Source organism: Haemophilus sp. HN_Hi16, from assembly GCF_049823435.1.
Classification (GTDB): Bacteria; Pseudomonadota; Gammaproteobacteria; order Enterobacterales; family Pasteurellaceae; genus Haemophilus; species Haemophilus influenzae_D.
Map to the genome: position 1 here is coordinate 1,911,541 of NZ_CP187500.1, position 24,069 is coordinate 1,935,609.

Sequence of the window (24,069 nt, forward strand, 5' to 3'; positions counted from 1 at the left end):
TAATTATGGAACAATATGGTTTTTATTTTGATTCTGAACGCTGCACAGGCTGTAAAACTTGTGAATTAGCCTGTAAGGATTACAAAGATCTTGGCACAGAAGTCAATTTTCGTCGTATTTATGAATATACAGGTGGTCAGTGGAATCAACAAGCAGATGGATGCTGGCATCAAAATATATTTGCTTATTATATGTCTATTTCTTGTAATCACTGTGCAGATCCTGCTTGTACAAAAGTTTGCCCAACTGGTGCAATGCACAAAAATGCAGATGGTTTCGTGATCGTCAATGAAGAAATTTGTATCGGTTGTCGTTATTGCCATATGGCATGTCCTTATGATGCACCGCAATATGATGCACAAAAAGGTCATATGACAAAATGTGATGGATGTTATTCTCGCGTAAAATCAGGTCAAAAACCGATTTGTGTTGATGCCTGCCCACTACGAGCATTGGATTTCGCTCCTATTGATGAACTTCGAGCAAAATATGGCACACAAGCCTCCATCGCACCACTACCACCGGCTGATATCACTCAACCAAATTTAGTGGTAAAACCCAATAAACACGCTCGTTTAAGTGGCGATACAAGTGGGTTCTTAGGAAACCCAAGAGAGGTGTAAGATGAATACAGGATTATATGAACTGCCACTAGTATTTTTTACAGTTTTGGCACAAAGTGCGGTCGGTGCTTGGCTTGTTTTCACATTTGTACTATTTAATGAGAAAAATACAAAAAGTAGCACTTATATTCATAAAGTAATGTTTGTGATTTTGGCTTTGCTAGGTATTGGATTTATTGCTTCCATTATGCATCTTGGCTTACCTATACGTGCATTTAATTCACTTAATAGAGTCGGCTCATCAATGATGAGTAATGAAATTGCCACTGGTGCAATATTTTTCGCATTAGCAGGTTTCTACTGGCTGATTGCAATTTTAGGTAAAATGCCAGTTTCACTTGGAAATGTATGGCGAATTGTGACCGCTCTTATCGGCATACTATTTATGTATGTAATGAATCAGGTTTACCATATTACAAGCATACCAACTTGGAATAATGCATTAACCTCTTGGTCATTCTATCTTACCGTTGTATTAGGTGGATTAACATTAAGCTATGCGTTATTAATCCCTAATAAACAACGTGAATATCAGCTTCAGCATCTGCCAAGTTTATTTGCCATTGGAGTATTATTGGTCGCAATAGTAGCCATATATCAAGGCTTCAATTTACACAATATTCACAGTGCTATTCAAAATGCCGCTGACCTCGTACCAAATTATGCCATAATGACCGTAACTCGCTTATGTTTACTTTCCATTGTAGCTTTCCTCTTATTCCGAGTGAAAAACATAGGACTATTAGGTATTTCCGTTCTATTAACGTTAGTAGCTGAAGGCATCGGTCGCGTATTATTTTATGGATTACATATGACTTACGGCATGACGATTGGTGGTTAAATTATGTTGAGGCGTATAGCATACGCCTCAATTTTTAGAAACGTTAATTAGTAATATTTAACCAACCCTCATATCCCCATTCACTAACGACAAATTGTTTTCGGAGATACTATGCAAAATACTCTTCAACAAATTTCTATTTATGGGCGTTTACTCGGTGCAGTATTTTACTATGAGCCTAATGATGCACGACTTACTGATATTTTGACATTCTTTCGCCAACCAAATTGGATGCAAGAATGGGAAATTTCATTTGATGTAAAAACACATAAAAAAATCACCGCACTTATTGAAAAAGGGCTGCAACAAAATATCACTGAACAATATCAGTATTTATTTATTGGTCCAAATGAATTACCTACGCCACCTTGGGGATCCGTATATCTTGATCCTGAATGTGTTATTTTTGGTAATTCTCTCTTAGCATTACGCGATTTCTTACAACAACATCAAATCGCATTTCAAACACAACAAGATGAACCAGAAGATCATATTGGCTTAATGCTAATGCTTGCTGCATATTTAGCAGAAAATCAACCGCACTTATTAATCGAATTTCTACGTGAACACTTCTTAACTTGGGCGTATCATTTCCTTGAACAACTAAGCAAAATAGAAAATTCTGATTTTTATCAAGCTCTTGCATTACTTACCATAAAAACTTTACAACAATGGCAAGTAGATTTACATATTAATGTACCGACAGTAAGATTTTATCGATAATGAAAAACGAAGCCTATTATCAGGCTTATTTAAGCCACCATCACATTTCTCGTAGAGGACTATTGCGTCATGTATTTCCAGCTACAAAATCAACAATAGAAAAAACGCAGTTTCGTCCTCCCTTTTCAGCACGAGAAGATTTATTTTCCGCCGTCTGCAATGGTTGTGGGGAATGCGCTTCAGCTTGCCCTAATGGTTTAATTCAACTAAAACAGCAACAAGCCACCCTTGAAATTAACTACGCACCTTGTGATTTGTGTGGTAAATGCGCAGAAGTTTGTCCGACAAATGCACTACATCCTAATTTTCCAGCGGATACATTACTTCGTCCACAATTTTCCTCAGCCTGTTTAATCCTACAAAATCAAACCTGTCCAGACTGCCAAACCGCTTGCCCACAACAAGCAATCTCCAGCACTTTAGAGATTGATAATGAACGTTGCAATGGATGCGGAGAATGTAAAATTACCTGTTTTGTCGCAGCCATTACACTTAAATAAAAATCTTGAGACTGTACTAAATAACGACTAAAAATCCCATTTAGTATTCAGGCTTCTCAAACGAAATGGCAAGGTTTATACCATCGTTGTCCCTAATGCACAATCAGCGATATTATTGCCAATTATCCGAGAGAAAGTTAAGCCTGATAGCATTGTGTACACGGATACCTTTCGTAGTTATGATGTGCTTGATATCAGTGAATTTAGCCATTTTCGGCATTAATCACAGCTTGCATTTTACTGAAAATCACAACCACGTGAACGGAATTTAAAATTTTTGGAATCAAGCAAAATGCCATTGACGCAAGTTAGAAACTCAAGAACTGGAAGATTTGTCGGGCAGTCAAATAGTTTTTGTGGTTGCGGATACACTTATTAAAGAAGAATGGATTAAAACTTTTCAAGCGAATCCCAAATTGGTTGTAGCAATAGGTTGTTGCATTCCTAAAAAAATTGGGCTTGATGGCTGTTCTATCAGTGAAACACAGATACAAATATATGCAAAAACGATACTGGCAATTATGTTTAGCGTTTCATATAATTTTTTCCGTCTTGACTGGTAAAATATGAGATATGCTTTACTTCAGCAGGAGAAACAAACCAAAGCTATTTATATTGAATCTATGGAAACAACAGAACTAGCTAAATCAGCATTAAAAAAACTAGTGGATGAGAAAATACCATTAACACAGATCAAAGCAGTACTTTACTAACCTAAATGGCATTTAACCTATTCTGCCTTTGATTAGGCAAGCTTTTAATCTTGTGCCTAATTCCACTAAAACACCTCAAAAACTCACCGCACTTTATTTAATTTCCAAGGCACTAGTTAAAAAATGTGCATCAGTATAAATTTTCAATACAAAAAGTGCGGTCAAAATTTTCAAGGTTTTTGTATTTATGAATAAATTAAAGATGGCATTGTTTGTTGGGGCTCTTGTGAATTTATTTGCTTGTACCACAACACATCAGCCGAAAGAGACCATTAAATCTCGATTTTTAAAGAATAATATTAGCCAAGCTGAATTAAATATCATTATCGTTGTAATAATAAAGAAACTGGCAAAATTTCTAATTTAACGACTTATTTTCCGCTTTCTCGAGAAAGTCGTATGAAAGAGAATTTTGGTTTTTATTTTCAGTTAGATAATGGCAAGGCGATACCTTTTGATCATTCATACACACTGACACTGAATGCGCGTGGTACAAAATTTGAAGCGATTTATCGTTCGTATGATCCAATTCAAGGAAGTTATGTAGATTTAATCGTGCGATCTCAAAGTTCAATTTACTACAAGAATCAACAAGGCAAGCAAGTAACTTAGTTAAGTTGCAAAGGTGGTTAATTTTATCTAAGCAATGATTTTTTTCAAATATCAGTGGTTTTACCATTCTTTAAAAATAATAGATTAAATACGATTTCTATCATTAATATCTATACAACATAAAAATTCATTAAATCTCTCTTGATATTCTCCCTATAATGGTGTTAAATCGCTCACATATTGTGAGGTTATATCTAATTAAAATTATGTGTCAATTACTCGGAATGAATTGTAATACGCCGACGGATATTGTTTTTTCTTTTGAAGGTTTCCGTCGTCGCGCAGGTTTAACAGATTGCCATTCAGATGGCTTTGGGGTCGCTTTTTTTGAAGGACGAGGTGTACGTATTTTTCGTGATAATCAAACAGCCAGTCTTTCCCCCATCGCAGATTGTGTAAAACAATATAATATTAAATCTCTTAATGTCATTGCGCATATTCGTAAAGCAACACAAGGCGAAGTCAATATTGAAAACACCCATCCGTTCATTCGTGAAATTTGGGGACAAAACTGGGTTTTTGCACATAATGGTAATTTAAAAAACTTACCAGATATGACAGATCATTTTTTACAGCCAATAGGTTCTACAGATTCTGAAGCTGCTTTCTGTTATATGGCTGAGTATCTTAAAAATACTTTCCGCAAAAAACCAAGTGAAATGGAAATTTTTGAAGCAATTCAAAAAGTAACACAAGAACTTGCTCAACACGGTACGTTTAATTTCATTCTTTCTAATGGCGAGTGGATGATTGCACATTGCTCAACAAACTTACATTATGTTATGCGAAAAGCACCTTTTGGCAAAGCTCACCGTATTGATGATGATGGAGTAATTGATTTTAGCAATTATGCAAAAGCAGGAGATAAGGTCAATATCATCACAACATTTCCTTTAACCAAAGATGAATCTTGGACAAAAATGGAAAATGGTGGATTTGTATTTTTTAAAAATGGAGAGAAAATCGCCGAAGTTATTGGGACGCCAAAAGAAGCGATTGATGATGGTACTTTAGGTAATAGGACAATAAATTCTGCTATTTAAATATCAATATAAATAAACCCGCCCTTATTTTTATAAAAGAATTTTATATCTTTTATAAGAATTATAAAAATCAAAAACCTCTAAAAAAAAAGGTAAGAATAGAAAATACTATTCTTACCAACTAAATCTTCAATATTTTTTATAAAGCAATATTTAAATAAGGAATATGAATATCTAACCAGCGATAATCCAAAGTCCACCTAGAAGATCAAGCATAAAATTATTTAAAAATAATAAGATAAACACAACAACCATAGGAGAAAAATCAATCATTCCTAATGTAGGTAAGAATCGACGGATTGGTTTTAAAAGTGGTTCAGAAAGTTGATAAAAGGCATAACTTATAGAATTATTACCTCGATTAAACCAACTTAAAACAGCCCCAATAAAAAGCACATAGAAAATAGCTAAACCAATGCTTTTCAATACAGTTAATACGCCCAATACTAAGAGTACATTTACTGATAAACCAAAATAAATAATACCTTTCAACATACCGATAATAAATACTAACAGTAAAGCAGAAGTATCGATATTTTTCACAGTAGGCGCAATTTTACGTAGAGGTTTTAATACTGGATCAGTCATTTTGACTGCAAATGTTGAAACGGGACTGTAATAATCCACTCGAGCAAACTGTAACCAAGCTCGTAAGATCAATACAAGTGCGTAAAGATTAATAATTGATCCAATAAATAATGCGGTTTGGGATAATTCCATCATAACCATCCTTTTCTTCTAAAATAAATATATGGTGTCAGTGCGGCTGCGATCATTAATCCAATTGCCATTGGATAGCCATATTTAAAATGTAATTCAGGCATAAAATCAAAGTTCATACCATAAGTGGATGCAACTAATGTTGCAGGAAGAAACATCACAGAAACAACTGAGAAGAATTTCATAATTTTGTTCTGTTCAATATTGATATAACCCATTGCAGCTTGCATTAAAAAGTTTACTTTTTGGAACAATGATTCATTATGAGGCTGTAAAGATTCAATATCTCGTAAGATTTCTCGTGCTTGTTCTAACTGATTAGTTGGTAAGCGAGTTTTGCGAACCAAGAAACCTAATGCACGTTGGGTATCCATCAAGCACAAACGAACTTTTGAACTCGTATCTTCTTGTTCTGTGAGTGTATTTAATGCTTCATCAAAGGCTTCATCTTGTTTTCCGTTTAAAATAACACGACTCAACTCTTCCAAATCTGCATAAACATTTTCAATCACGTCCGCTAATTGCTCAATTTTCGTTTCAAATAAATCCAGCAAAACTTCATAAGAATTACATTCTAACAAACGCTGGCTACGTGAACGCATACGATATAAACGGAATGCAGGTAGCTCGCGATCACGCAACGTAAATAAACGACCATCACGAATAGTAAAAGCGACACTCGCTAAATCAGCATAATTGTCTTCATCTTCGCAATAAAAAAATGAGTGCAGGTGTAAACCATCTTCATCTTCAAAGAAACGGGCGGAAGCTTCAATATCTTCCAATTCTAGAAAAGAGGCTAAGCTCTGACCTAAGCCTTCTTGTAGTATTTCACGTTCTTCGCCTGTTGGCTCAAGTAAATCAAGCCAAATGGCAGTATTGAGATCAGTTTGGTCTTCGTCAATGCGAACCAAGCGGGAATCATTGATAGCAAACGCGTTGATCATTTCATACTCCTTGTAGGATTATGAACAGCTAACAGTGAACAAATTAAAGAAGAAACGAAAGTGCGGTGAAAAATCGCAAAGTTTTCGTTAAGAGATGCCGAAACAACGGTAAATTTACCGGCGAACGCGCACCGATAATAAAAAGGCGGGCGTCTAGAGCGATATTCGGTATCGACTATGACTGTCCAAAGTGTGTGTCCTTCTCGTTAAAAAATCGGGCGAATGTTACGCTTGAAAGTGGTGTTCGTCAAGTTTTATCAAAAAACGATGACAACATTTCGCCCTTATTTGAAAACTAATCTCTAAAATTATTAAATTGGAATGGTTGGCCTAATTCAGCGCCTTTAACAAGTTGAATGACTGCCTGTAAGTCATCGCGTGACTTACCTGTCACACGCACTTGTTCGCCCTGAATTTGAGTTTGAACTTTGATTTTAGAATCTTTTACCAATTTAGTAATTTTCTTCGCCATCTCTGTTTCAATACCCTGCTTAAGTTTGATTTCTTTACTATAAAGTTTACCGTGGTGTTCGCTTTCTGCGGGAATATCTAAGGAACTGTGCTCAATACCACGTTTAATGCAAGATCCAATTAAAATCTCAATTAATTGCTCAAGTTGGAAATCAGATTCTGTGGTAATTTTAATCGTTTCATTTTTTTCATTTAATTCAATTACCGCTTCTACACCACGAAAATCATAACGCGTGCTAAGCACACGGTTTGCATTTTCCACTGCATTACGGACTTCGTGTAAAGTGATTTCAGAAACAATATCAAAAGATGGCATAGTCTTCTCCCATTTTATTAAATTCGATCATTGGCACTTAAAAGGCATAAAAGTGCGGTTAAGTCGGCGAAGTTTACCACAATTTGCGCTTGTTGTTGCACTTTAGGTTTTGCATGGAACGCAACACCCAGCCCCGCCACATTCATCATTGCCAAGTCATTTGCACCGTCACCGATAGCAATAGAATATTGTGAATCAATACCGTATTCCTCTAACAAACGTTGTAATGTTTTAGCTTTATATTGGGCATCAACCACATCGCCTTTAACTAAGCCAGTGAGTTTTCCATCTTCAATATCAAATTGATTTGATGCAGCAAAATCAAGCTGTAATAACGCTTTCAAATAATCCGCAAAATAAGTAAATCCGCCTGAAGCAATTGCGGTTTTCCAGCCATATTTTTGTAAGGTTTGGATAGTTTCGATTAGTCCAGACATTAGCGGTAAATTCTCTCTAACTTGCTGCAAAATGCTTTCTGGCGCACCTTTTAATGTGCTAACTCGACGACGCAAACTTTGCTCGAAATCTAATTCACCTCTCATTGCGCTTTCCGTAATCGCAGAAACAAGTTCGCCAACACCCACTAGTTTCGCAATTTCATCAATACACTCAATTTGAATAGCGGTAGAATCCATATCCATCACGAGCAATCCAGCTTGAGACAATTTAGGGCTGAAATCTAATTTAGCAATATCTACTTCAACACCATTCGCAAATTTAACGAAGTCAGCAACCCATTGCCCTTTCAACAAAACCACAATATTTTGTGCTACCATCCAAACATCAAAAATCTGAAAATTTTGACCGCACTTTTGTTGAAATTTTTCTAGCGTGCTTATGTCCAATTTCGTACCGTATAAAACAAAAAAGTCCCCCCCCTGTATTAGTGCTTCATTGGCTAAAAGTGCGGTAGGAAATTGTGGGTATTTTTGTGTAATACTTTCGAAACGTTGAATTTGCATAAAAATCCTGTAAGTTGCTAAAAAATTGAATTATTCTAACTGATCGTAACAAATAATTAAGAAGATTCTATTACGTATAATTCTTCACAATAACACAGAAAGTGCAGTTAATTTTAGAATATTTTATCTGTTATTATATGACACCTATGTTAGATATTTTCATATCCCAATTCTAAAGAAATCTGTTCCGCCGTCTTCCTGATTTCTTGTAAAAAAGCATCTGTACCAAATTTATTGAGTCTATAAATAGACATTGAAACTGAGATAGCGTATTCCACTTGACCAAATGAATCAAAAATTGGGCAAGCAATACAGGTTACGCCTAGTTCATTTTCTTCTCTATCCATCGCATAAGCTGTTTGACGGATTGTTTCAAGTTCAAGTTTTATATCATCTAATTCTGTAATCGTATGACGAGTTAATTGTTTAATTTCCTTTTGATGCGATTGCCAATAATGAGAAAGATAATCTACTTTTTTTTCATACGCTAAGAAAATTTTTCCCATTGCAGAGCAATATAATTTCAAGTATTGACCAATGTAAGCTCGTGTTTTTAACATTCCATTAGTCGGCTCTAATTTATAAATCATAATAGCATGATCATCTTCCCTTTTTGAGAAATTGATAGTTTCGCCTAATTTCAGATTAAGTTGTTCTAAATAAGGTGAAGCCACGTGAATAATATTCATAGACGATAACACTTTTTGACCAATACTTAAACATTTTATGGTTAATCGATAACTACCAGCAGCATTTGCTGGTTTGACATAACCTTCATTTTGTAATCCTTGTAACAACCGATGTACGGTACTTTTATTTAAATTAGCAAGTTCAGCTAATTTAGCAAGTGGGCAACCGTTAGGATAATCACTAAGAATATCTAATAATCGTAATCCTCTGATTAAAGCTTGATTACCTAAACTTTTTTCTTTTTCCATTTTTACCTCAATATTAATTTCATAATATGAAATATTATCACAAAAAAATGAGATCTAGATCGCAAAATCAGTAAAATTATTTTAACATATTGATTTATAAATAATTTATTTATTTTACATTTATTGACTGCTCTTTCTTATTTTTGTAAATTATGAAACATAGTTTTACTATATGAAATACAGGAAGGAAAAAATGAGAGTTTCTTATGATGAATTAAAAAATGAGCTTAAGCGTGTTTTATTAGATCGTCAGCTTACTGAGGAATTAGCAGAAGAATGCGCTACTGCATTTGCAGATACAACACAAGCTGGTGCTTATTCACATGGTGTAAATCGTTTTCCTCGTTTTATTCAACAACTTGAACAGGGAGATATTGTACCCAATGCAATCCCTACAAAAGTATTAAGTTTAGGTTCTATAGAACAGTGGGATGCACATCAAGCAATAGGTAATTTGACTGCCAAAAAAATGATGGATAGAGCAATAGAGTTAGCTTCACAACATGGCGTCGGTGTAATAGCGCTTCGTAATGCTAATCACTGGATGCGAGGAGGATCTTACGGTTGGCAAGCTGCTGAAAAAGGTTATATCGGGATCTGTTGGACAAATGCATTAGCGGTAATGCCCCCTTGGGGAGCTAAAGAATGCCGTATAGGGACGAATCCATTAATTATTGCAGTTCCTACCACACCAATCACTATGGTGGATATGTCTTGCTCAATGTATTCTTATGGAATGTTAGAAGTCCATCGTTTAGCAGGTCGTCAAACCTTTGTTGATGCAGGTTTTGATGATGAAGGAAATTTAACTCGTGATCCCTCTATTGTAGAAAAAAACCGTCGTTTGCTCCCTATGGGATTTTGGAAAGGTTCTGGTTTATCTATCGTGCTGGATATGATTGCAACCTTACTATCGAATGGTGAATCGACAGTTGCTGTAACTGAAGATAAAAACGATGAATACTGTGTTTCTCAAGTGTTTATCGCCATTGAAGTAGATCGCTTAATTGATGGTAAAAGCAAAGATGAAAAATTAAACCGCATTATGGATTATGTAAAAACAGCAGAACGATCTGATCCAACTCAATCTGTTCGCCTGCCTGGCCATGAATTTACCACTATTCTTTCTGATAACCAAGCTAATGGTATTCCAGTGGATGAACGAGTTTGGGCAAAATTAAAGACGTTATAACAGCAATATGTTTCCAGTAAAACGCCATAATATAAAACGAATCACATTTGTGATAATCAATTGGAGGTGTAATGATGAGATCTCTCGCCCACTTTATTAACAAAGCACTAGAGATACTTTGTATTTCTATTTTAGCCTTGATGTCCATTCTAGTGTTTTTGAATGTCGTTTTACGCTATGGATTTAATAGTGGTATTAGTATAACTGAAGAAATTTCTCGTTATCTCTTTATTTGGCTGGCATTTTTAGGTGCGGTGTTAGCTTTCAATGAGAATCAACACGTTAGTGTCACTGTTTTGGTAAACAAGCTGCCTCCATTTGGTCAAGCTATACTTAAATTTATTACAGATATGATGATGCTGATTTGTTGCTATCTCATCATTGCGGGCAGTTGGATTCAATTTCAGCTTAATCTTAATAATTTCGCTCCTATTTCTGGATTACCTCAGGGACTAACTTACTTTGCAAGTGTAATCGCAGGCATTTTAGTTAGCGCACTACTGATTACTCGCTTGATAAGCACAATATTCTTTATATTCAGAGGAGAAGTAAAATGACAGTGATTATTTTTCTTTCCGTCTTGCTTGGTACCATTATTCTTGGTGTACCTGTTGCCTTTGCCTTGCTAATTTGTGGAATAGCACTAATGATCCATCTAGACTTTTTTAATGCACAAATACTTGCACAACAACTTGTCAGTGGCGCAGATAGTTTTTCTCTAATGGCTATTCCCTTTTTTATCCTTGCTGGTGAAATAATGAATGAGGGAGGACTTTCTAAACGTATTATTGATTTACCTATGAAACTTGTAGGTCATAAACGAGGAGGGCTGGGATTTGTTGCTATTTTAAGTGCAATGATTATGGCAAGCTTATCTGGTTCGGCTGTTGCTGATACTGCTGCTGTAGCTGCTATGTTACTACCAATGATGAAAACCACAGGCTATCCAATACATCGTTCTGCAGGTTTAATCGGCACTGCTGGTATCATTGCGCCCATAATTCCTCCATCAATTCCTTTTATTGTCTTTGGCGTTGCCAGTGGTGTATCTATCACTAAATTATTTTTAGCAGGTATTTTTCCTGGCGTGATGATGGGATGTTGCTTAGCTATTTTATGGTGGTGGCAAGCTAAACGCCTTAATTTAATGACATTTTCAAAAGCGACGAAGCAAGATCTTTGCTTTTCTTTTAAAAATAGTATTTGGGCATTAATGCTACCAGTAATCATTATAGGAGGATTTCGTTCAGGTATATTTACACCTACAGAAGCTGGTGTAGTTGCGACATTTTATGCATTAATTGTTTCTCTCTTTATATATCGTGAATTGCCCTTAAAACATTTGCCAAAAGTATTGTTAGCTGCAGCAAAAACTACCGCAGTTGTTATGTTTTTGGTTGCCGCAGCCAATGTAACTGGCTACTTAATTACTGTTGCTGAACTTCCCACAATACTGACAATATTGCTTGAACCTTTAATTGAAAATCCAACTATTTTACTTTTGGTCATTATGCTTGCTGTATTTGTGATAGGAATGGTAATGGATTTAACACCAACAGTCTTAATTTTAACCCCCGTTTTAATGCCACTTGTGGAAGAAGCTGGAATTGATCCAGTTTATTTCGGCGTATTGTTTATCTTAAATACCTCAATTGGCTTAATTACACCGCCCGTGGGCAATGTGTTGAACGTTATCACTGGAGTATCAAAGCTTCCTTTTGATCAGGCTGCGAAAGGTATTATGCCCTATTTAGGGATGATGATTATGTTATTACTTACCTTTATTTTTATTCCAGAACTAATTTTAATGCCACTACAATGGATCCAGTAAAACAAATTTTCTTAACACAAGGAGACTTTTATGAAACTTTTCAACTTCAAAAAACTTAGCATGCTAATCGCTGGTTTTACGTTAGTTACTTCTCCAGCATTAGCTGAAATATCACTACGTTTTGGCTATGAAGCGCCACGCTCAGATAGCCAACATAGTGCGGCTAAAAAATTTAATGATCTTTTGATGAAAAAAACGAAAGGTGAAATCAAATTAAAATTATTTCCCGATAGTACTTTAGGCAATGCACAAACAATGATTAGTAGTGTAAGAGGAGGAACAATTGATCTCGAAATGTCTGGATCACCAAATTTTACAGGATTAGAACCTAAATTAAATGTCATTGATATTCCTTTTATTTTTAAAGATCGTGAACACGTTTATAAAGTATTAGATGGCGAAGTGGGACAGAATTTATTAAAAGACTTAGAGAAACAAGGATTAAAAGGCTTAGCATTTTGGGATGTAGGTTTCCGCGCATTTTCAAATTCTAAACAAACAGTAACAAAACCTGAACATATTAAAGGGTTAAAAGTACGGACAAATCAAAATCCGATGTACATTGAGGCATTCAAATTACTAGGAAGTAATCCTGTTCCAATGCCATTAGCAGAACTTTACACGGCATTAGAAACTCGAGCTGTAGATGCGCAAGAGCATCCGATTGGAATTTTTTGGTCTTCAAAACTCTATGAAGTACAAAAATATTTAAGTTTGACTAATCATGGCTATACACCTCTCATTGTTGTGATGAATAAAGCAAAATTTGATTCACTTTTACCAGCCTTACAAACAGCTATTATAGAAGCGGCTAAAGAAGCTGGACAATTCCAACGAGATCTGAATGTAAAAAACGAACAAAATATTATTAGTAAATTACGTAAACAAGGAGTTGAAGTCATTGAAAAAGTCAATACAGAGCCCTTTAAAACCTTGATTGAAGAAAAAGTTCGCAAAAGCTTTATTGAAAAACATGGCGATGATTTATTGAAGAAAGTGGATGCATTATCGGAATAGTCAATAGGCTGGATTTTATACAATAAAAATCCAGCCCATAAAAAACTAAGGAGAATATATGCACTACTATCTTGGTATTGATTGTGGTGGTACGTTTATAAAAGCAGCGATTTTTGATCAAAATGGTACTCTACAAAGTATTGCACGCAGAAATATTCCTATTATTAGTGAAAAACCCGGTTATGCTGAACGGGATATGGATGAATTATGGAATCTTTGCGCACAAGTTATTCAGAAAACTATAAGACAAAGTAGTATTTTGCCTCAACAAATAAAAGCTATTGGTATTTCTGCACAGGGTAAAGGCGCGTTTTTTTTAGACAAAGATAATAAACCATTAGGGCGAGCAATCTTATCATCTGACCAACGGGCACGCGAAATTGTGCAATGTTGGCAAAAAGAAAACATACTACAAAAATTTTATCCTATCACACGCCAAACTCTTTGGATGGGACATCCTGCCTCGATTTTACGCTGGATAAAAGAAAATGAACCTAGTCGATATGAGCAAATTCATACGATTTTAATGTCTCACGATTACCTTCGATTTTGTTTAACTGAAAAATTGTATTGTGAAGAAACAAACATTTCTGAATCTAATTTTTACAATATGCGAGAAGGAAAATATGACATTCAGTTAGCTAAGTTATTCGGTATAACAGAATGTATAGATAAATTACCTCCAATCATTAAATCAAATAAAATTGCAGGATATGTAACTTCCAAAGCAGCAGAACAATCTGGTTTGGTAGAAGGAATACCTGTTGTTGGAGGATTATTTGATGTGGTATCCACTGCATTATGTGCTGATTTGAAGGATGATCAACATCTTAATGTTGTATTAGGGACGTGGTCTGTTGTTAGTGGAGTGACCCATTATATTGATGATAACCAAACAATTCCTTTTGTGTATGGCAAATATGCAGAAAAAAATAAATTCATTATTCATGAAGCAAGTCCAACATCAGCAGGTAATTTAGAGTGGTTTGTAAATCAATTTAATTTGCCTAACTATGATGACATTAATCACGAAATTGCAAAACTTAAACCCGCAAGTAGCTCAGTGTTATTTGCACCTTTTTTATATGGCTCTAATGCTAAGTTAGGTATGCAAGCAGGGTTTTATGGAATTCAATCTCATCATACCCAAATACATTTACTCCAAGCAATTTATGAAGGTGTGATATTTAGCCTAATGTCTCATTTAGAAAGAATGCAAGTACGTTTTCCTAATGCAAGCACGCTTCGCGTAACTGGTGGACCAGCAAAATCAGAAGTTTGGATGCAAATGCTTGCGGATATAAGTGGTATGAGACTAGAAATCCCTAATATTGAAGAAACTGGTTGCTTAGGTGCAGCATTGATGGCGATGCAATCCGAAAGTGCGGTTGAAATTTCTCAAATATTAAATATTGATAGGAAAATATTTTTACCTGATAAAAATCAATATAGTAAATATCAGCATAAATATCATCGCTATTTAAAGTTTATTGAAGCATTAAAAAATTTAGACTAAAAAAGGAAAAGTTATGAAAAAACATAAAATCGGTATTTATGAAAAAGCATTACCGAAAAATATTACTTGGCAAGAGCGTTTATCTCTCGCTAAAGCATGTGGCTTTGAATTTATTGAAATGTCTATTGATGAAAGCGATGACAGATTATCTCGTTTAAACTGGACAAAATCAGAAAGAATAGCTCTGCATCAATCTATTATTCAAAGTGGAATAACTATCCCCTCTATGTGCTTGTCGGCTCATCGTCGCTTCCCTTTTGGCAGTAAAGACAAAAAAATTCGTCAAAAATCCTTTGAAATTATGGAAAAAGCCATTGATCTTTCGGTGAATTTAGGCATTAGAACCATACAGTTAGCAGGTTATGATGTGTATTACGAAAAACAAGATGAAGAAACAATCAAATATTTTCAGGAGGGTATTGAATTCGCTGTAACTCTTGCTGCATCAGCTCAAGTTACTCTTGCTGTCGAAATTATGGATACGCCTTTTATGAGTTCTATTTCTCGTTGGAAAAAATGGGATACCATCATTAATTCTCCGTGGTTTACCGTTTACCCAGACATAGGAAATTTAAGTGCTTGGAATAATAATATTGAAGAAGAACTTACATTAGGCATAGATAAAATATCAGCTATTCATTTAAAAGATACTTACCCCGTCACTGAAACAAGTAAAGGACAATTTAGAGATGTACCTTTTGGTCAAGGATGTGTTGATTTTGTTCATTTTTTTAGCCTATTAAAAAAATTGAATTACAGAGGTGCATTCTTAATTGAAATGTGGACAGAAAAAAATGAAGAACCCTTATTAGAAATTATTCAAGCTCGTAAGTGGATAGTTCAACAAATGGAAAAGGCAGGATTATTATGTTAGCACAATTAAAAAAAGAGGTTTTTGAAGCCAATTTAGCATTACCTAAACATCATTTAGTGACTTTTACTTGGGGTAATGTTTCAGCAATTGATCGTGAAAAAAATTTAGTCGTCATTAAACCATCTGGTGTAGATTATGATGTAATGACAGAAAACGATATGGTTGTCGTAGATTTATTTACAGGAAATATTGTTGAAGGCAATAAAAAACCTTCTTCTGACACACCAACTCATCTTGAGCTTTATCGACAATTTCCTCATATTGGTGGTATTGTTCATACACATTCTCGACATGCCACAATTTGGGCTCAGGCTGGCTTAGATATTATTGAGGTGGGAACTACACATGGCGATTATTTTTACGGCACGATTCCTTGTACTCGTCAAATGACAACAAAAGAAATAAAAGGTAACTACGAATTAGAAACAGGAAAAGTGATTGTCGAAACTTTTCTTTCGAGAGGAATTAAACCTGATAATATTCCTGCGGTATTAGTGCATAGTCATGGTCCATTTGCTTGGGGAAAAGATGCAAATAATGCGGTACATAATGCCGTTGTTTTAGAAGAAGTTGCTTATATGAACCTATTTTCTCAGCAACTTAATCCTTATCTATCTCCTATGCAAAAAGATCTATTGGATAAACATTATCTACGCAAACATGGTCAAAATGCCTATTATGGTCAATAAATTGAGGACAGAATTATACTGCCTTCCTCATATTATTTAAGGAAAAATGATGGGAAAACCTTTATTACAAATCGCTCTTGATGCTCAATATTTAGAAACTGCATTAGTTGATGTAAAACAGATTGAGCATAATATAGATATTATTGAAGTAGGAACAATTCTTGCATGTTCAGAGGGGATGCGTGCAATGCGAATATTACGTGCATTATATCCTAATCACATTCTTGTTTGCGATCTTAAAACAACAGATGCAGGTGCAACTTTAGCAAAAATGGCATTTGAAGCTGGGGCAGATTGGCTTACCGTATCAGCAGCAGCTCATCCAGCAACAAAAGCAGCTTGTCAAAAAGTAGCAGAAGAATTTAACAAAATTCAACCTAATCTTGATGTACCAAAGGAAATTCAAATTGAACTTTATGGTAATTGGAATTTTGATGAAGTAAAAAACTGGCTTCAACTTGGTATTAAACAAGCCATCTATCACCGTTCAAGAGATGCAGAATTATCTGGTTTAAGTTGGTCAAATCAAGATATTGAAAATATAGAAAAATTAGATTCATTAGGTATCGAATTATCTATTACAGGAGGTATTACTCCTGACGATCTCCATTTGTTTAAAAATACAAAAAATTTGAAAGCGTTTATTGTGGGTAGAGCATTAGTTGGTAAATCAGGTCGAGAGATAGCAGAGCAATTAAAACATAAAATAGGGCAATTTTGGATATAAAGGCAGAATAGTATAAAATAGCTGCCACCTAATTTTCACATAGTAACCTTGTAAGGTATTGTTACAAGTATTTGCACTCACTTTCTGTCAAGATTAGGAAAATAACAAAATATTCACAGGAGAACAAAATGGCAACTCGTAGACAATTAGCCAATGCAATTCGTGTCTTAGCAATGGATTCTGTACAAAAAGCGAAATCAGGTCACCCTGGAGCGCCAATGGGGATGGCGGATATTGCTGAAGTATTATGGCGCGACTTTTTAAAACACAATCCAACTAATCCTAAATGGGCTGACCGAGATCGTTTTGTACTTTCTAACGGCCATGGTTCTATGTTGATTTATAGTCTTTTACATTTAACTGGCTATGATCTTTCTATCGAAGATTTAAAACAATTCCGTCAATTACATTCTAAAACCCCTGGCCACCCAGAATATGGTTATGCGCCCGGTGTTGAAACCACGACTGGCCCTCTTGGTCAAGGTATTACCAATGCTGTTGGTATGGCAATTGCAGAAAAAACACTTGCAGGTCAATTTAACCGTGAAGGCCATGAAATTGTCGATCACCATACTTATGTGTTCTTAGGCGATGGCTGTTTAATGGAAGGAATTTCACACGAAGCTTGCTCTTTAGCAGGAACATTAGGTCTTGGTAAATTAATCGCATTCTACGATGACAATAATATTTCCATTGATGGTCATGTTGATGGTTGGTTCAGCGATGATACTGCAGCACGTTTTGAAGCTTATGGCTGGCAAGTAATTCGTAATGTAGATGGTCACGATGCAGAGCAAATTCGTGCTGCTACCATTCTTGCTCAAGCAGAAAAAGAAAAACCAACGTTAATAATTTGTAAAACCATCATTGGTTTTGGTTCTCCAAATAAATCAGGCTCTCACGATAGCCACGGTGCACCATTAGGCGATGAAGAAATCGCTTTAACTCGCAAAGCACTTGGTTGGGAATATGCGCCATTTGAAATTCCAGCTGAATACTATGCTGAATGGTCTGCAAAAGAGAAAGGCTCAGCAGCAGAAAAATCTTGGGAAGAAAAATTTGCCGCCTATGCAAAAGCCTATCCTGAATTAGCAGCAGAATTTAAACGTCGTGTAAACGGTGAATTACCAGCAAATTGGGCGGCAGAATCTAAAACGTTCATTGAAAAATTACAAGCTAACCCAGCAAGCATTGCGAGCCGTAAAGCATCACAAAATGCAATCGAGGCGTACGCTCACGTATTACCTGAATTTTTAGGTGGTTCTGCAGACTTAGCAAGCTCTAACTTAACCTTATGGAGTGGTTCTAAACCGATTCGTGCGCATGAAAACGTAGGTGGTAACTACATCAACTACGGTGTGCGTGAATTTGGTATGTCTGCCATTATGAACGGTATTGCTTTACACGGAGGTTTCATTCCTTATGGTGCAACTTTCTTAATGTTCTACGAGTATGCACACAATGCGGTACGTATGGCGGCATTAATGAAACAACGCGCTTTATTCGTTTACACTCACGACTCTATCGGTTTAGGCGAAGATGGCCCGACACACCAACCTGTAGAACAAACGACTTCACTACGCTTAATTCCAAACCTTGAAACATGGCGTCCATGTGACCAAGTGGAATCTGCTATTGCATGGCAACAAGCGGTTGAACGTCAAGATGGCCCAAGTGCGTTGATCTTTACCCGTCAAAATCTTGCTCAAATGAACCGCACTTCTGCACAATTAGATGCAGTTAAACGTGGTGCTTATGTGTTAAAAGATTGTGATGGCACACCTGAGTTAATCTTCATTGCGACAGGTTCTGAAGTGGAATTAGCAGTAAAAGCTGCAGATGTATTGAGTGCTGAAGGTAAAAAAGTGCGTGTTGTTTCTATGCCAAGCACTAATCGTTTTGATAAACAAGATGCAGCATACCGTGAAAGCGTATTGCCTGCAGCTGTAACAAAACGTGTTGCAATTGAAGCGGGTATTGCTGACTTCTGGTATAAATACGTTGGATTCAACGGTCGTGTTGTCGGTATGAATAGCTTCGGCGAATCCGCACCAGCAGATCAATTATTTAAACTCTTTGGTTTCACTGTTGAAAACGTGGTAGCGAAAGCAAAAGAAATTCTTTAAGATTCATATAATTAGCTCCTTGATATTCAAGGAGCTATTTTATTGGCTATTAAAAATTATTGTGAGATATGAAATAAAGAAAGGAATAGATGTATACTTAATTTCTCAGCTATCTAACGAAAACTACAACTTTTTATTTTCTGCAGTTTCTGGCTCTAAATCTAATTTTGCCATTAATAACTGATCGCCATCTTCTTCTGGATTATCTGTAACAAGTAATTTATCGCCATAGAAAATCGAATTTGCCCCCGCCATAAAACACATCGCTTGCATTTCTTCAGTCATACCACTGCGACCTGCAGAAAGACGAACATAACTTTTTGGCATGGTAATACGTGCAACAGCAATCGTTCGCACAAACTCCGTCCAATCTAATTCTTCCGCATCGGCTAAGGGTGTACCTTCAACCTTAACGAGTTGATTAATCGGCACTGACTCAGGTTGCGGATCAAGATTTGCAAGGCTCGCGATTAATCCTGCTCGTTCTTTACGAGTTTCATTCATCCCCACAATGCCGCCACAACACACTTTTAACCCAGCTTTGCGTACTTTTCCTAAAGTGCTAAGACGATCATCAAAACGGCGTGTACCAATCACTTCCGCATAATGTTCTGGCGCGGTATCAAGATTATGATTGTAATAATCTAATCCAGCTTCTTTTAAATCTTCTGCCATACCGTCTTGCAATAAACCAAAGGTACCGCAAGTTTCTAAACCAAGGGATTTCACTGCTTTAATAATTTCTGTGACTTTCTCAATATCTTTTGGCTTAGGGCCTCGCCAAGCTGCTCCCATACAAAAACGCCCTGCACCACGCGCTTTCGCAATTTTTGCTTTCGCAATAATTTCATTAACATCTAATAACTGTTGATTTTGTACGCCAGTATGATAACGGGCTGATTGAGGGCAATAACCACAGTCTTCTGGGCATCCACCCGTTTTGATAGACATTAACGTGGATAACTGAATCGTGCGAGGATTAAAATGCTTACGATGAATTTGCGCTGCTCGGTAAACTAATTCCAAAAATGGCGTTTCAAATAACGCCTCTACTTTGCAAACAGACCAATATTCTACACTTGGATGAGGTGTAATAGAGTTAATTTGTAATTTTTCCGCTAACATATTTTTCCTTTGAAAGTGCGGTTAAAAACACCACGCTTTTTATACTTTCTTAATTGATGAATTAGTGTATATGGTAGAAACAATCAATTCAACGTTATGAATGAAACTAATTTTACACCCCTTTTTGTAATTGACTTATCTGACCATTTTCCACCACTAACATCTGATCTATCGAACCGATTAATTCCGATGGTTGGTGGGTAACAAGTAGCAATGTTAAATCTTTCTCGTCACAAAGTTTAGCGATTAAAGCCAGCATTTCTACCCGAAGTTTCTGATCTAATGCAGAAAAAGGCTCATCTAATAACAAAATTGGCTTATCTCGCAACAAACAACGTGCCAATGCCACTCGTTGTTTTTGCCCCCCTGAAAGAGAATTCGGTAAACGCTCTAAATAATCGCCCAATCCTACGGAGCAAGCGGCCTGTTCAATTTTTTCCTGCTCAAGTGCGGTTAATTTTAAAGAGGGTTTTATTCCTAAGGCAAGATTTTGTTGTACAGTCAAATGGGGAAATAAGTTATTTTCTTGAAATAGCATAGAAACAGGACGCTCGTAAGGCGCACTACGCGTATGATTTTTATCGTTTAACCAAATTTCTCCTTGAGCAGGAAATTCAAACCCAGCAATTAAATTCAATAAAGTACTTTTCCCCGCGCCACTTTCGCCAATAATTGCAACACGTTCGCCAGCATTTACGCTCAAATTAAAGCACATCGGTAAGGTTTTATCATTCAAAATCACATTATTTAGATAAATCATCGGCATCCCTATATGTGTGAATAAAGGCAAACAATATGCCACAAAGCAATAATAAAATCCCTGCGGTTACAGCTGCATCTTGATTACGATAATTCCCTAGCTGCTGATATAACAAATGCGGTAGAGAAGTAAACTCTTGATTGCCAAATAACGCAATCGCCGTAAAATCGCCGAGAGATAACGCTAAACCTAAAGCAAAAGCATAACGCAGCGGTGCGCGCAAGGTTTTCCATTCAATCAGATAAAAACGTTGCCAACCCACAATTCCTAGACTATTACACAGATTTTCGTAATAACGCATATTGTTATGAAAAGGTGCGCTTAAAATACGTAAAACAAAAGGCATTGCACTTAAGGCATTACAAAACACAACGATGATAAACAAATCAATATTGGAAAAATCACGATCTTGTAATAATAAAAACAACCCCATCGCAAGTACTAAAATCGGGATGGCTAAAATTACCATTCCAGCATTAATAATAAATTGCGATATTTTTTGATAATTCAACCATTCTAAACGGCGTGATAAAAGCAATAAGGCAATTGCCATCGTTAATGCAAGTAATGCGGACAAGGGTGCGATAGAAAGTGAATAGCCTAAGGCACGCCATAGCTGAGAATTATGCCAAACTGTGAGTAAATTTGATGAACTCAATGCGCTAATAAGAATATTCAATACTGGAGAAAAAAGGAAAAAGACAAAAACAAGTAAAACCAAAATATGGAAAATTTTGACCGCACTTTTAGGTTTCTCAAACCAAATATTACTATTGCTCAAACCATTTTGATTAGAAGGCGAAAAACGCGATGTTAAGCTAAATAAAACCAAGCAAAATACAAATTGCAACATAGCAAAAAGTGCTGCTTTCGGCAGATCAAATTCAAATAAAATCGCTTGGTAGATTGCTGTTTCTAATGTTGTATATTGAGGCCCACCACCTAGCGTAAGAACAACGGTAAAACTGGTAAAACACAGCATAAAAATCAAGCTAAATGTGGGCAAACATTGCTGACGAAAAACAGGCCACTCCACCAATTTAACGAATTGCCAACCTTGTAAATTAAGCTGGGCTGCAAGCTGACGTTGCTGATAAGGGATACTTTGCAAACTTTGTAAGAAAAGCTGTGCTGCCAGTGGAATATTGAAAAAAAGGTGGGCAATTAAAATTCCCGACAGTCCGTAAATATGCCCCTGCCACGACATTCCAAAAAGATTAGCAAACCAAGCTAACCAACCGCTTGAACCATAAATACCGATCAAACCAAAAATTGCCACTAAAGCAGGTAAGACAAAAGTTAGCGACATTAATTTTAACAACCACTTTTTTCCAAAAAATGGCTTATAAAATAATGCCCGAGCGAGAAGTAAACCAAAGAAAATAGATAAAACGGTAGAAAGTAAAGCTTGCCCAAAACTGAAAAGAATCAGATGCTGTAGATAATCATCAGTAAACCAAGCTCGCCATTGTAATTCATCGCCCAATGTAAAGATTGAACTTAACGCACTTCCATAAAAAAGCGTAATCACGCCGATGACAACAACGCCGCCCACATAATGACGCAGGCGGAATTGTGGATGATGAAATAACGACAGCATCAAATTATTTTGTTAATGTAGTTTGCCAAGTGCTGATCCAATTTTTTAACTGCTCAGGATTCACTGTTGGATTAATTGGTGTTTGCATTTTTTGTTGAACTTTAAGCGCATCAAAGTGCGGTTCAATTTCGCCTTGAATAACTGGCAACATAATATTGGCTGTCACAATATGTTTTTGTGCTGTAGGCGAAATTAAAAATGCCATAAAATCATCCGCACATTGATTTGGATGGTTGGCAACTCTTGCCGCTAATTCTACTTGAGTAATATGCCCTTCCGCAAAATCTGTCGCCGCATAATTATCTTTTTTCTCAAAAAGTTGATGATAAAGTGGCGATGTGCTGTAACTTAATACTAAATCCGCTTCGCCTTTTAAGAATGCACCGTAAGTATCTGACCAGCCTTTACCCACTGTTACCGTATGCTTATCTAAATTTTTCCAAGCAGATTGAATTTTATCTTCAGGATAAATTACATTCATCCAAACCAATAAACCACGTCCCACACTGCTGGTGCGAGGATCTTGATAAATCACACGAAGATCTTGGCGTTCAACCAATTCTTTCAAACTTTTCGGTGGGTTTTGTAATTTGGTTTTATCATACACAAAAGCATAGTTACCGAAGTCGAAAGGCAAGAAGGTCTTATTTGTCCATTTTGTTGGTAAATCAAGCGGAGTTAAATCCACGTTATTTGGTGCAAAAATACCTGTTTTTTCAGCTTGTTCTAAAACAAAGTTATCTAAACCTAGCACAATATCCGCTTTGGTTTTCTTCCCTTCCAAACGAACACGGTTAAGTAACACACCACCGCTTTCAAAAGGCGTAAAATTAATCGCACATTGTGGATGGGCTTTTTCAAAATCTTGTTTTACTTTTGGCCCCGCACCCCATTCAGAAGTGAAAGAATCGTAGCTATATACGTTCACACTTTGCTGTGATTGTGCTAATGCTGCAGTGGAAAAAAGTGCGGTAGAAATTAAGGTTAATTTAAGAAGGTTCATTATTACATCCTTATTTATGATTAAAAGGCAGCAATAATGACGAAAAGGAGATAAGGCTATATTCCTAGTTTCCTACGTCAGTATTAACTGTTTCAGGTTCACGGGTATGATCTCAGCGTATTGCACCCCGACTAGGCTTGCTAGTGTATTAAAATTTACTCAAGTTGCCAACGGCTTTTTAATGTATTCTGTGTGTAAAG

23 protein-coding genes, 2 pseudogenes and 1 riboswitch are annotated in these 24,069 nt (G+C 36.1%); of the genes and pseudogenes, 16 read left to right on the plus strand and 9 right to left on the minus strand.

Going from position 1 to position 24,069, the window contains the following annotated elements; all coding sequences use genetic code 11:
* Positions 1-5 precede the first annotated feature (5 nt).
* The 7 genes and pseudogenes from ACPT9C_RS09480 to ACPT9C_RS09510 all read left to right on the plus strand — a co-directional run bounded on the left by ACPT9C_RS09480 (position 6) and on the right by ACPT9C_RS09510 (position 5,055).
* Complete coding sequence (locus ACPT9C_RS09480; protein WP_038441398.1) at positions 6-623, plus strand: DMSO/selenate family reductase complex B subunit; 618 nt, start codon at positions 6-8, stop codon at positions 621-623.
* 1 nt (position 624) lies between these two features.
* A complete protein-coding gene (locus ACPT9C_RS09485) occupies positions 625-1,464 on the plus strand; it encodes a dimethyl sulfoxide reductase anchor subunit family protein (protein WP_050948634.1) in 840 nt (279 codons plus the stop codon).
* 111 nt (positions 1,465-1,575) lie between these two features.
* Positions 1,576-2,187, plus strand: coding sequence for a Tat proofreading chaperone DmsD (dmsD, locus tag ACPT9C_RS09490; protein ID WP_050948635.1), 612 nt, complete (start codon positions 1,576-1,578; stop codon positions 2,185-2,187).
* Positions 2,187-2,687, plus strand: a complete 501-nt coding sequence (gene napF, locus ACPT9C_RS09495) for a ferredoxin-type protein NapF (protein WP_061671259.1) — start codon at positions 2,187-2,189, stop codon at positions 2,685-2,687. Before dmsD ends, napF begins: the two co-directional genes overlap by 1 nt.
* A gap of 43 nt (positions 2,688-2,730) precedes the next feature.
* Positions 2,731-2,956, plus strand: a pseudogene (locus ACPT9C_RS09500) (transposase); the annotation flags it as partial.
* 631 nt (positions 2,957-3,587) lie between these two features.
* Positions 3,588-4,012, plus strand: a pseudogene (locus ACPT9C_RS09505) (hypothetical protein).
* A 206-nt stretch (positions 4,013-4,218) separates the two neighbouring features.
* Positions 4,219-5,055 carry a class II glutamine amidotransferase gene (locus tag ACPT9C_RS09510; protein WP_014550958.1) on the plus strand — a complete coding sequence of 279 codons (837 nt, stop codon included), beginning with the start codon at positions 4,219-4,221 and terminating at the stop codon, positions 5,053-5,055.
* A gap of 174 nt (positions 5,056-5,229) precedes the next feature.
* On the opposite strand, the gene ACPT9C_RS09515 is transcribed toward ACPT9C_RS09510, so the two are convergent.
* The 5 genes from ACPT9C_RS09515 to ACPT9C_RS09535 all read right to left on the minus strand — a co-directional run bounded on the left by ACPT9C_RS09515 (position 5,230) and on the right by ACPT9C_RS09535 (position 9,409).
* The gene (locus ACPT9C_RS09515) at positions 5,230-5,775 is read right to left on the minus strand and encodes a YggT family protein (protein WP_021034832.1); all 546 of its coding nucleotides are present in this window, start codon (positions 5,773-5,775) and stop codon (positions 5,230-5,232) included.
* Entirely contained in the window at positions 5,775-6,722 is a 948-nt protein-coding gene (gene corA, locus ACPT9C_RS09520) for a magnesium/cobalt transporter CorA (protein ID WP_021034831.1), read from the minus strand. Before corA ends, ACPT9C_RS09515 begins: the two co-directional genes overlap by 1 nt.
* 295 nt (positions 6,723-7,017) lie before the next feature.
* Complete coding sequence (locus ACPT9C_RS09525; RefSeq protein ID WP_005629625.1) at positions 7,018-7,509, minus strand: YajQ family cyclic di-GMP-binding protein; 492 nt, start codon at positions 7,507-7,509, stop codon at positions 7,018-7,020.
* A 17-nt stretch (positions 7,510-7,526) separates the two neighbouring features.
* Positions 7,527-8,471 carry a phosphoserine phosphatase gene (gene serB, locus ACPT9C_RS09530; protein ID WP_050948638.1) on the minus strand — a complete coding sequence of 315 codons (945 nt, stop codon included), beginning with the start codon at positions 8,469-8,471 and terminating at the stop codon, positions 7,527-7,529.
* A gap of 149 nt (positions 8,472-8,620) precedes the next feature.
* A complete protein-coding gene (locus ACPT9C_RS09535; protein WP_050848370.1) occupies positions 8,621-9,409 on the minus strand; it encodes an IclR family transcriptional regulator in 789 nt (262 codons plus the stop codon).
* 193 nt (positions 9,410-9,602) lie between these two features.
* Here ACPT9C_RS09535 and yiaK point away from each other — a divergent pair, with 193 nt between their 5' ends.
* From yiaK to tkt, 9 genes are all read left to right on the plus strand, one after another.
* Positions 9,603-10,601, plus strand: a complete 999-nt coding sequence (gene yiaK, locus ACPT9C_RS09540) for a 3-dehydro-L-gulonate 2-dehydrogenase (protein ID WP_040035137.1) — start codon at positions 9,603-9,605, stop codon at positions 10,599-10,601.
* Between the two features lie 74 nt (positions 10,602-10,675).
* Positions 10,676-11,158 (plus strand): TRAP transporter small permease, encoded by a 483-nt coding sequence (locus tag ACPT9C_RS09545; RefSeq protein WP_012055359.1) that lies wholly within the window; start codon positions 10,676-10,678, stop codon positions 11,156-11,158.
* The gene (locus ACPT9C_RS09550; RefSeq protein ID WP_050848371.1) at positions 11,155-12,432 is read left to right on the plus strand and encodes a TRAP transporter large permease subunit; all 1,278 of its coding nucleotides are present in this window, start codon (positions 11,155-11,157) and stop codon (positions 12,430-12,432) included. The genes ACPT9C_RS09545 and ACPT9C_RS09550 overlap by 4 nt, the downstream gene beginning before the upstream one ends.
* A gap of 30 nt (positions 12,433-12,462) precedes the next feature.
* Positions 12,463-13,449 carry a TRAP transporter substrate-binding protein gene (locus ACPT9C_RS09555; RefSeq protein WP_040035138.1) on the plus strand — a complete coding sequence of 329 codons (987 nt, stop codon included), beginning with the start codon at positions 12,463-12,465 and terminating at the stop codon, positions 13,447-13,449.
* A gap of 58 nt (positions 13,450-13,507) precedes the next feature.
* Positions 13,508-14,965: an FGGY-family carbohydrate kinase gene (locus tag ACPT9C_RS09560; RefSeq protein WP_050948639.1), complete on the plus strand. Its 1,458-nt coding sequence runs from the start codon at positions 13,508-13,510 to the stop codon at positions 14,963-14,965.
* A gap of 13 nt (positions 14,966-14,978) precedes the next feature.
* Complete coding sequence (locus ACPT9C_RS09565; RefSeq protein WP_005647851.1) at positions 14,979-15,839, plus strand: L-ribulose-5-phosphate 3-epimerase; 861 nt, start codon at positions 14,979-14,981, stop codon at positions 15,837-15,839.
* A complete protein-coding gene (gene araD / locus ACPT9C_RS09570; RefSeq protein ID WP_042611468.1) occupies positions 15,833-16,528 on the plus strand; it encodes an L-ribulose-5-phosphate 4-epimerase in 696 nt (231 codons plus the stop codon). The genes ACPT9C_RS09565 and araD overlap by 7 nt, the downstream gene beginning before the upstream one ends.
* Positions 16,529-16,577: 49 nt before the next feature.
* A complete protein-coding gene (locus tag ACPT9C_RS09575; protein ID WP_050948640.1) occupies positions 16,578-17,255 on the plus strand; it encodes a 3-keto-L-gulonate-6-phosphate decarboxylase UlaD in 678 nt (225 codons plus the stop codon).
* A gap of 128 nt (positions 17,256-17,383) precedes the next feature.
* Entirely contained in the window at positions 17,384-19,381 is a 1,998-nt protein-coding gene (tkt, locus tag ACPT9C_RS09580) for a transketolase (protein ID WP_061671261.1), read from the plus strand.
* A gap of 123 nt (positions 19,382-19,504) precedes the next feature.
* On the opposite strand, the gene bioB is transcribed toward tkt, so the two are convergent.
* From bioB to thiB, 4 genes are all read right to left on the minus strand, one after another.
* Positions 19,505-20,506, minus strand: coding sequence for a biotin synthase BioB (bioB, locus tag ACPT9C_RS09585; protein ID WP_014550962.1), 1,002 nt, complete (start codon positions 20,504-20,506; stop codon positions 19,505-19,507).
* Between the two features lie 112 nt (positions 20,507-20,618).
* On the minus strand, positions 20,619-21,266 hold the full coding sequence (gene thiQ, locus ACPT9C_RS09590) for a thiamine ABC transporter ATP-binding protein (RefSeq protein WP_005669738.1): 648 nt from the start codon (positions 21,264-21,266) through the stop codon (positions 20,619-20,621).
* On the minus strand, positions 21,250-22,866 hold the full coding sequence (thiP, locus tag ACPT9C_RS09595) for a thiamine/thiamine pyrophosphate ABC transporter permease (protein ID WP_050948642.1): 1,617 nt from the start codon (positions 22,864-22,866) through the stop codon (positions 21,250-21,252). Before thiP ends, thiQ begins: the two co-directional genes overlap by 17 nt.
* A gap of 4 nt (positions 22,867-22,870) precedes the next feature.
* Positions 22,871-23,869 carry a thiamine ABC transporter substrate binding subunit gene (gene thiB, locus ACPT9C_RS09600; protein ID WP_050948643.1) on the minus strand — a complete coding sequence of 333 codons (999 nt, stop codon included), beginning with the start codon at positions 23,867-23,869 and terminating at the stop codon, positions 22,871-22,873.
* A 52-nt stretch (positions 23,870-23,921) separates the two neighbouring features.
* A riboswitch (TPP riboswitch) is annotated at positions 23,922-24,009 on the minus strand.
* Positions 24,010-24,069: the final 60 nt, after the last annotated feature.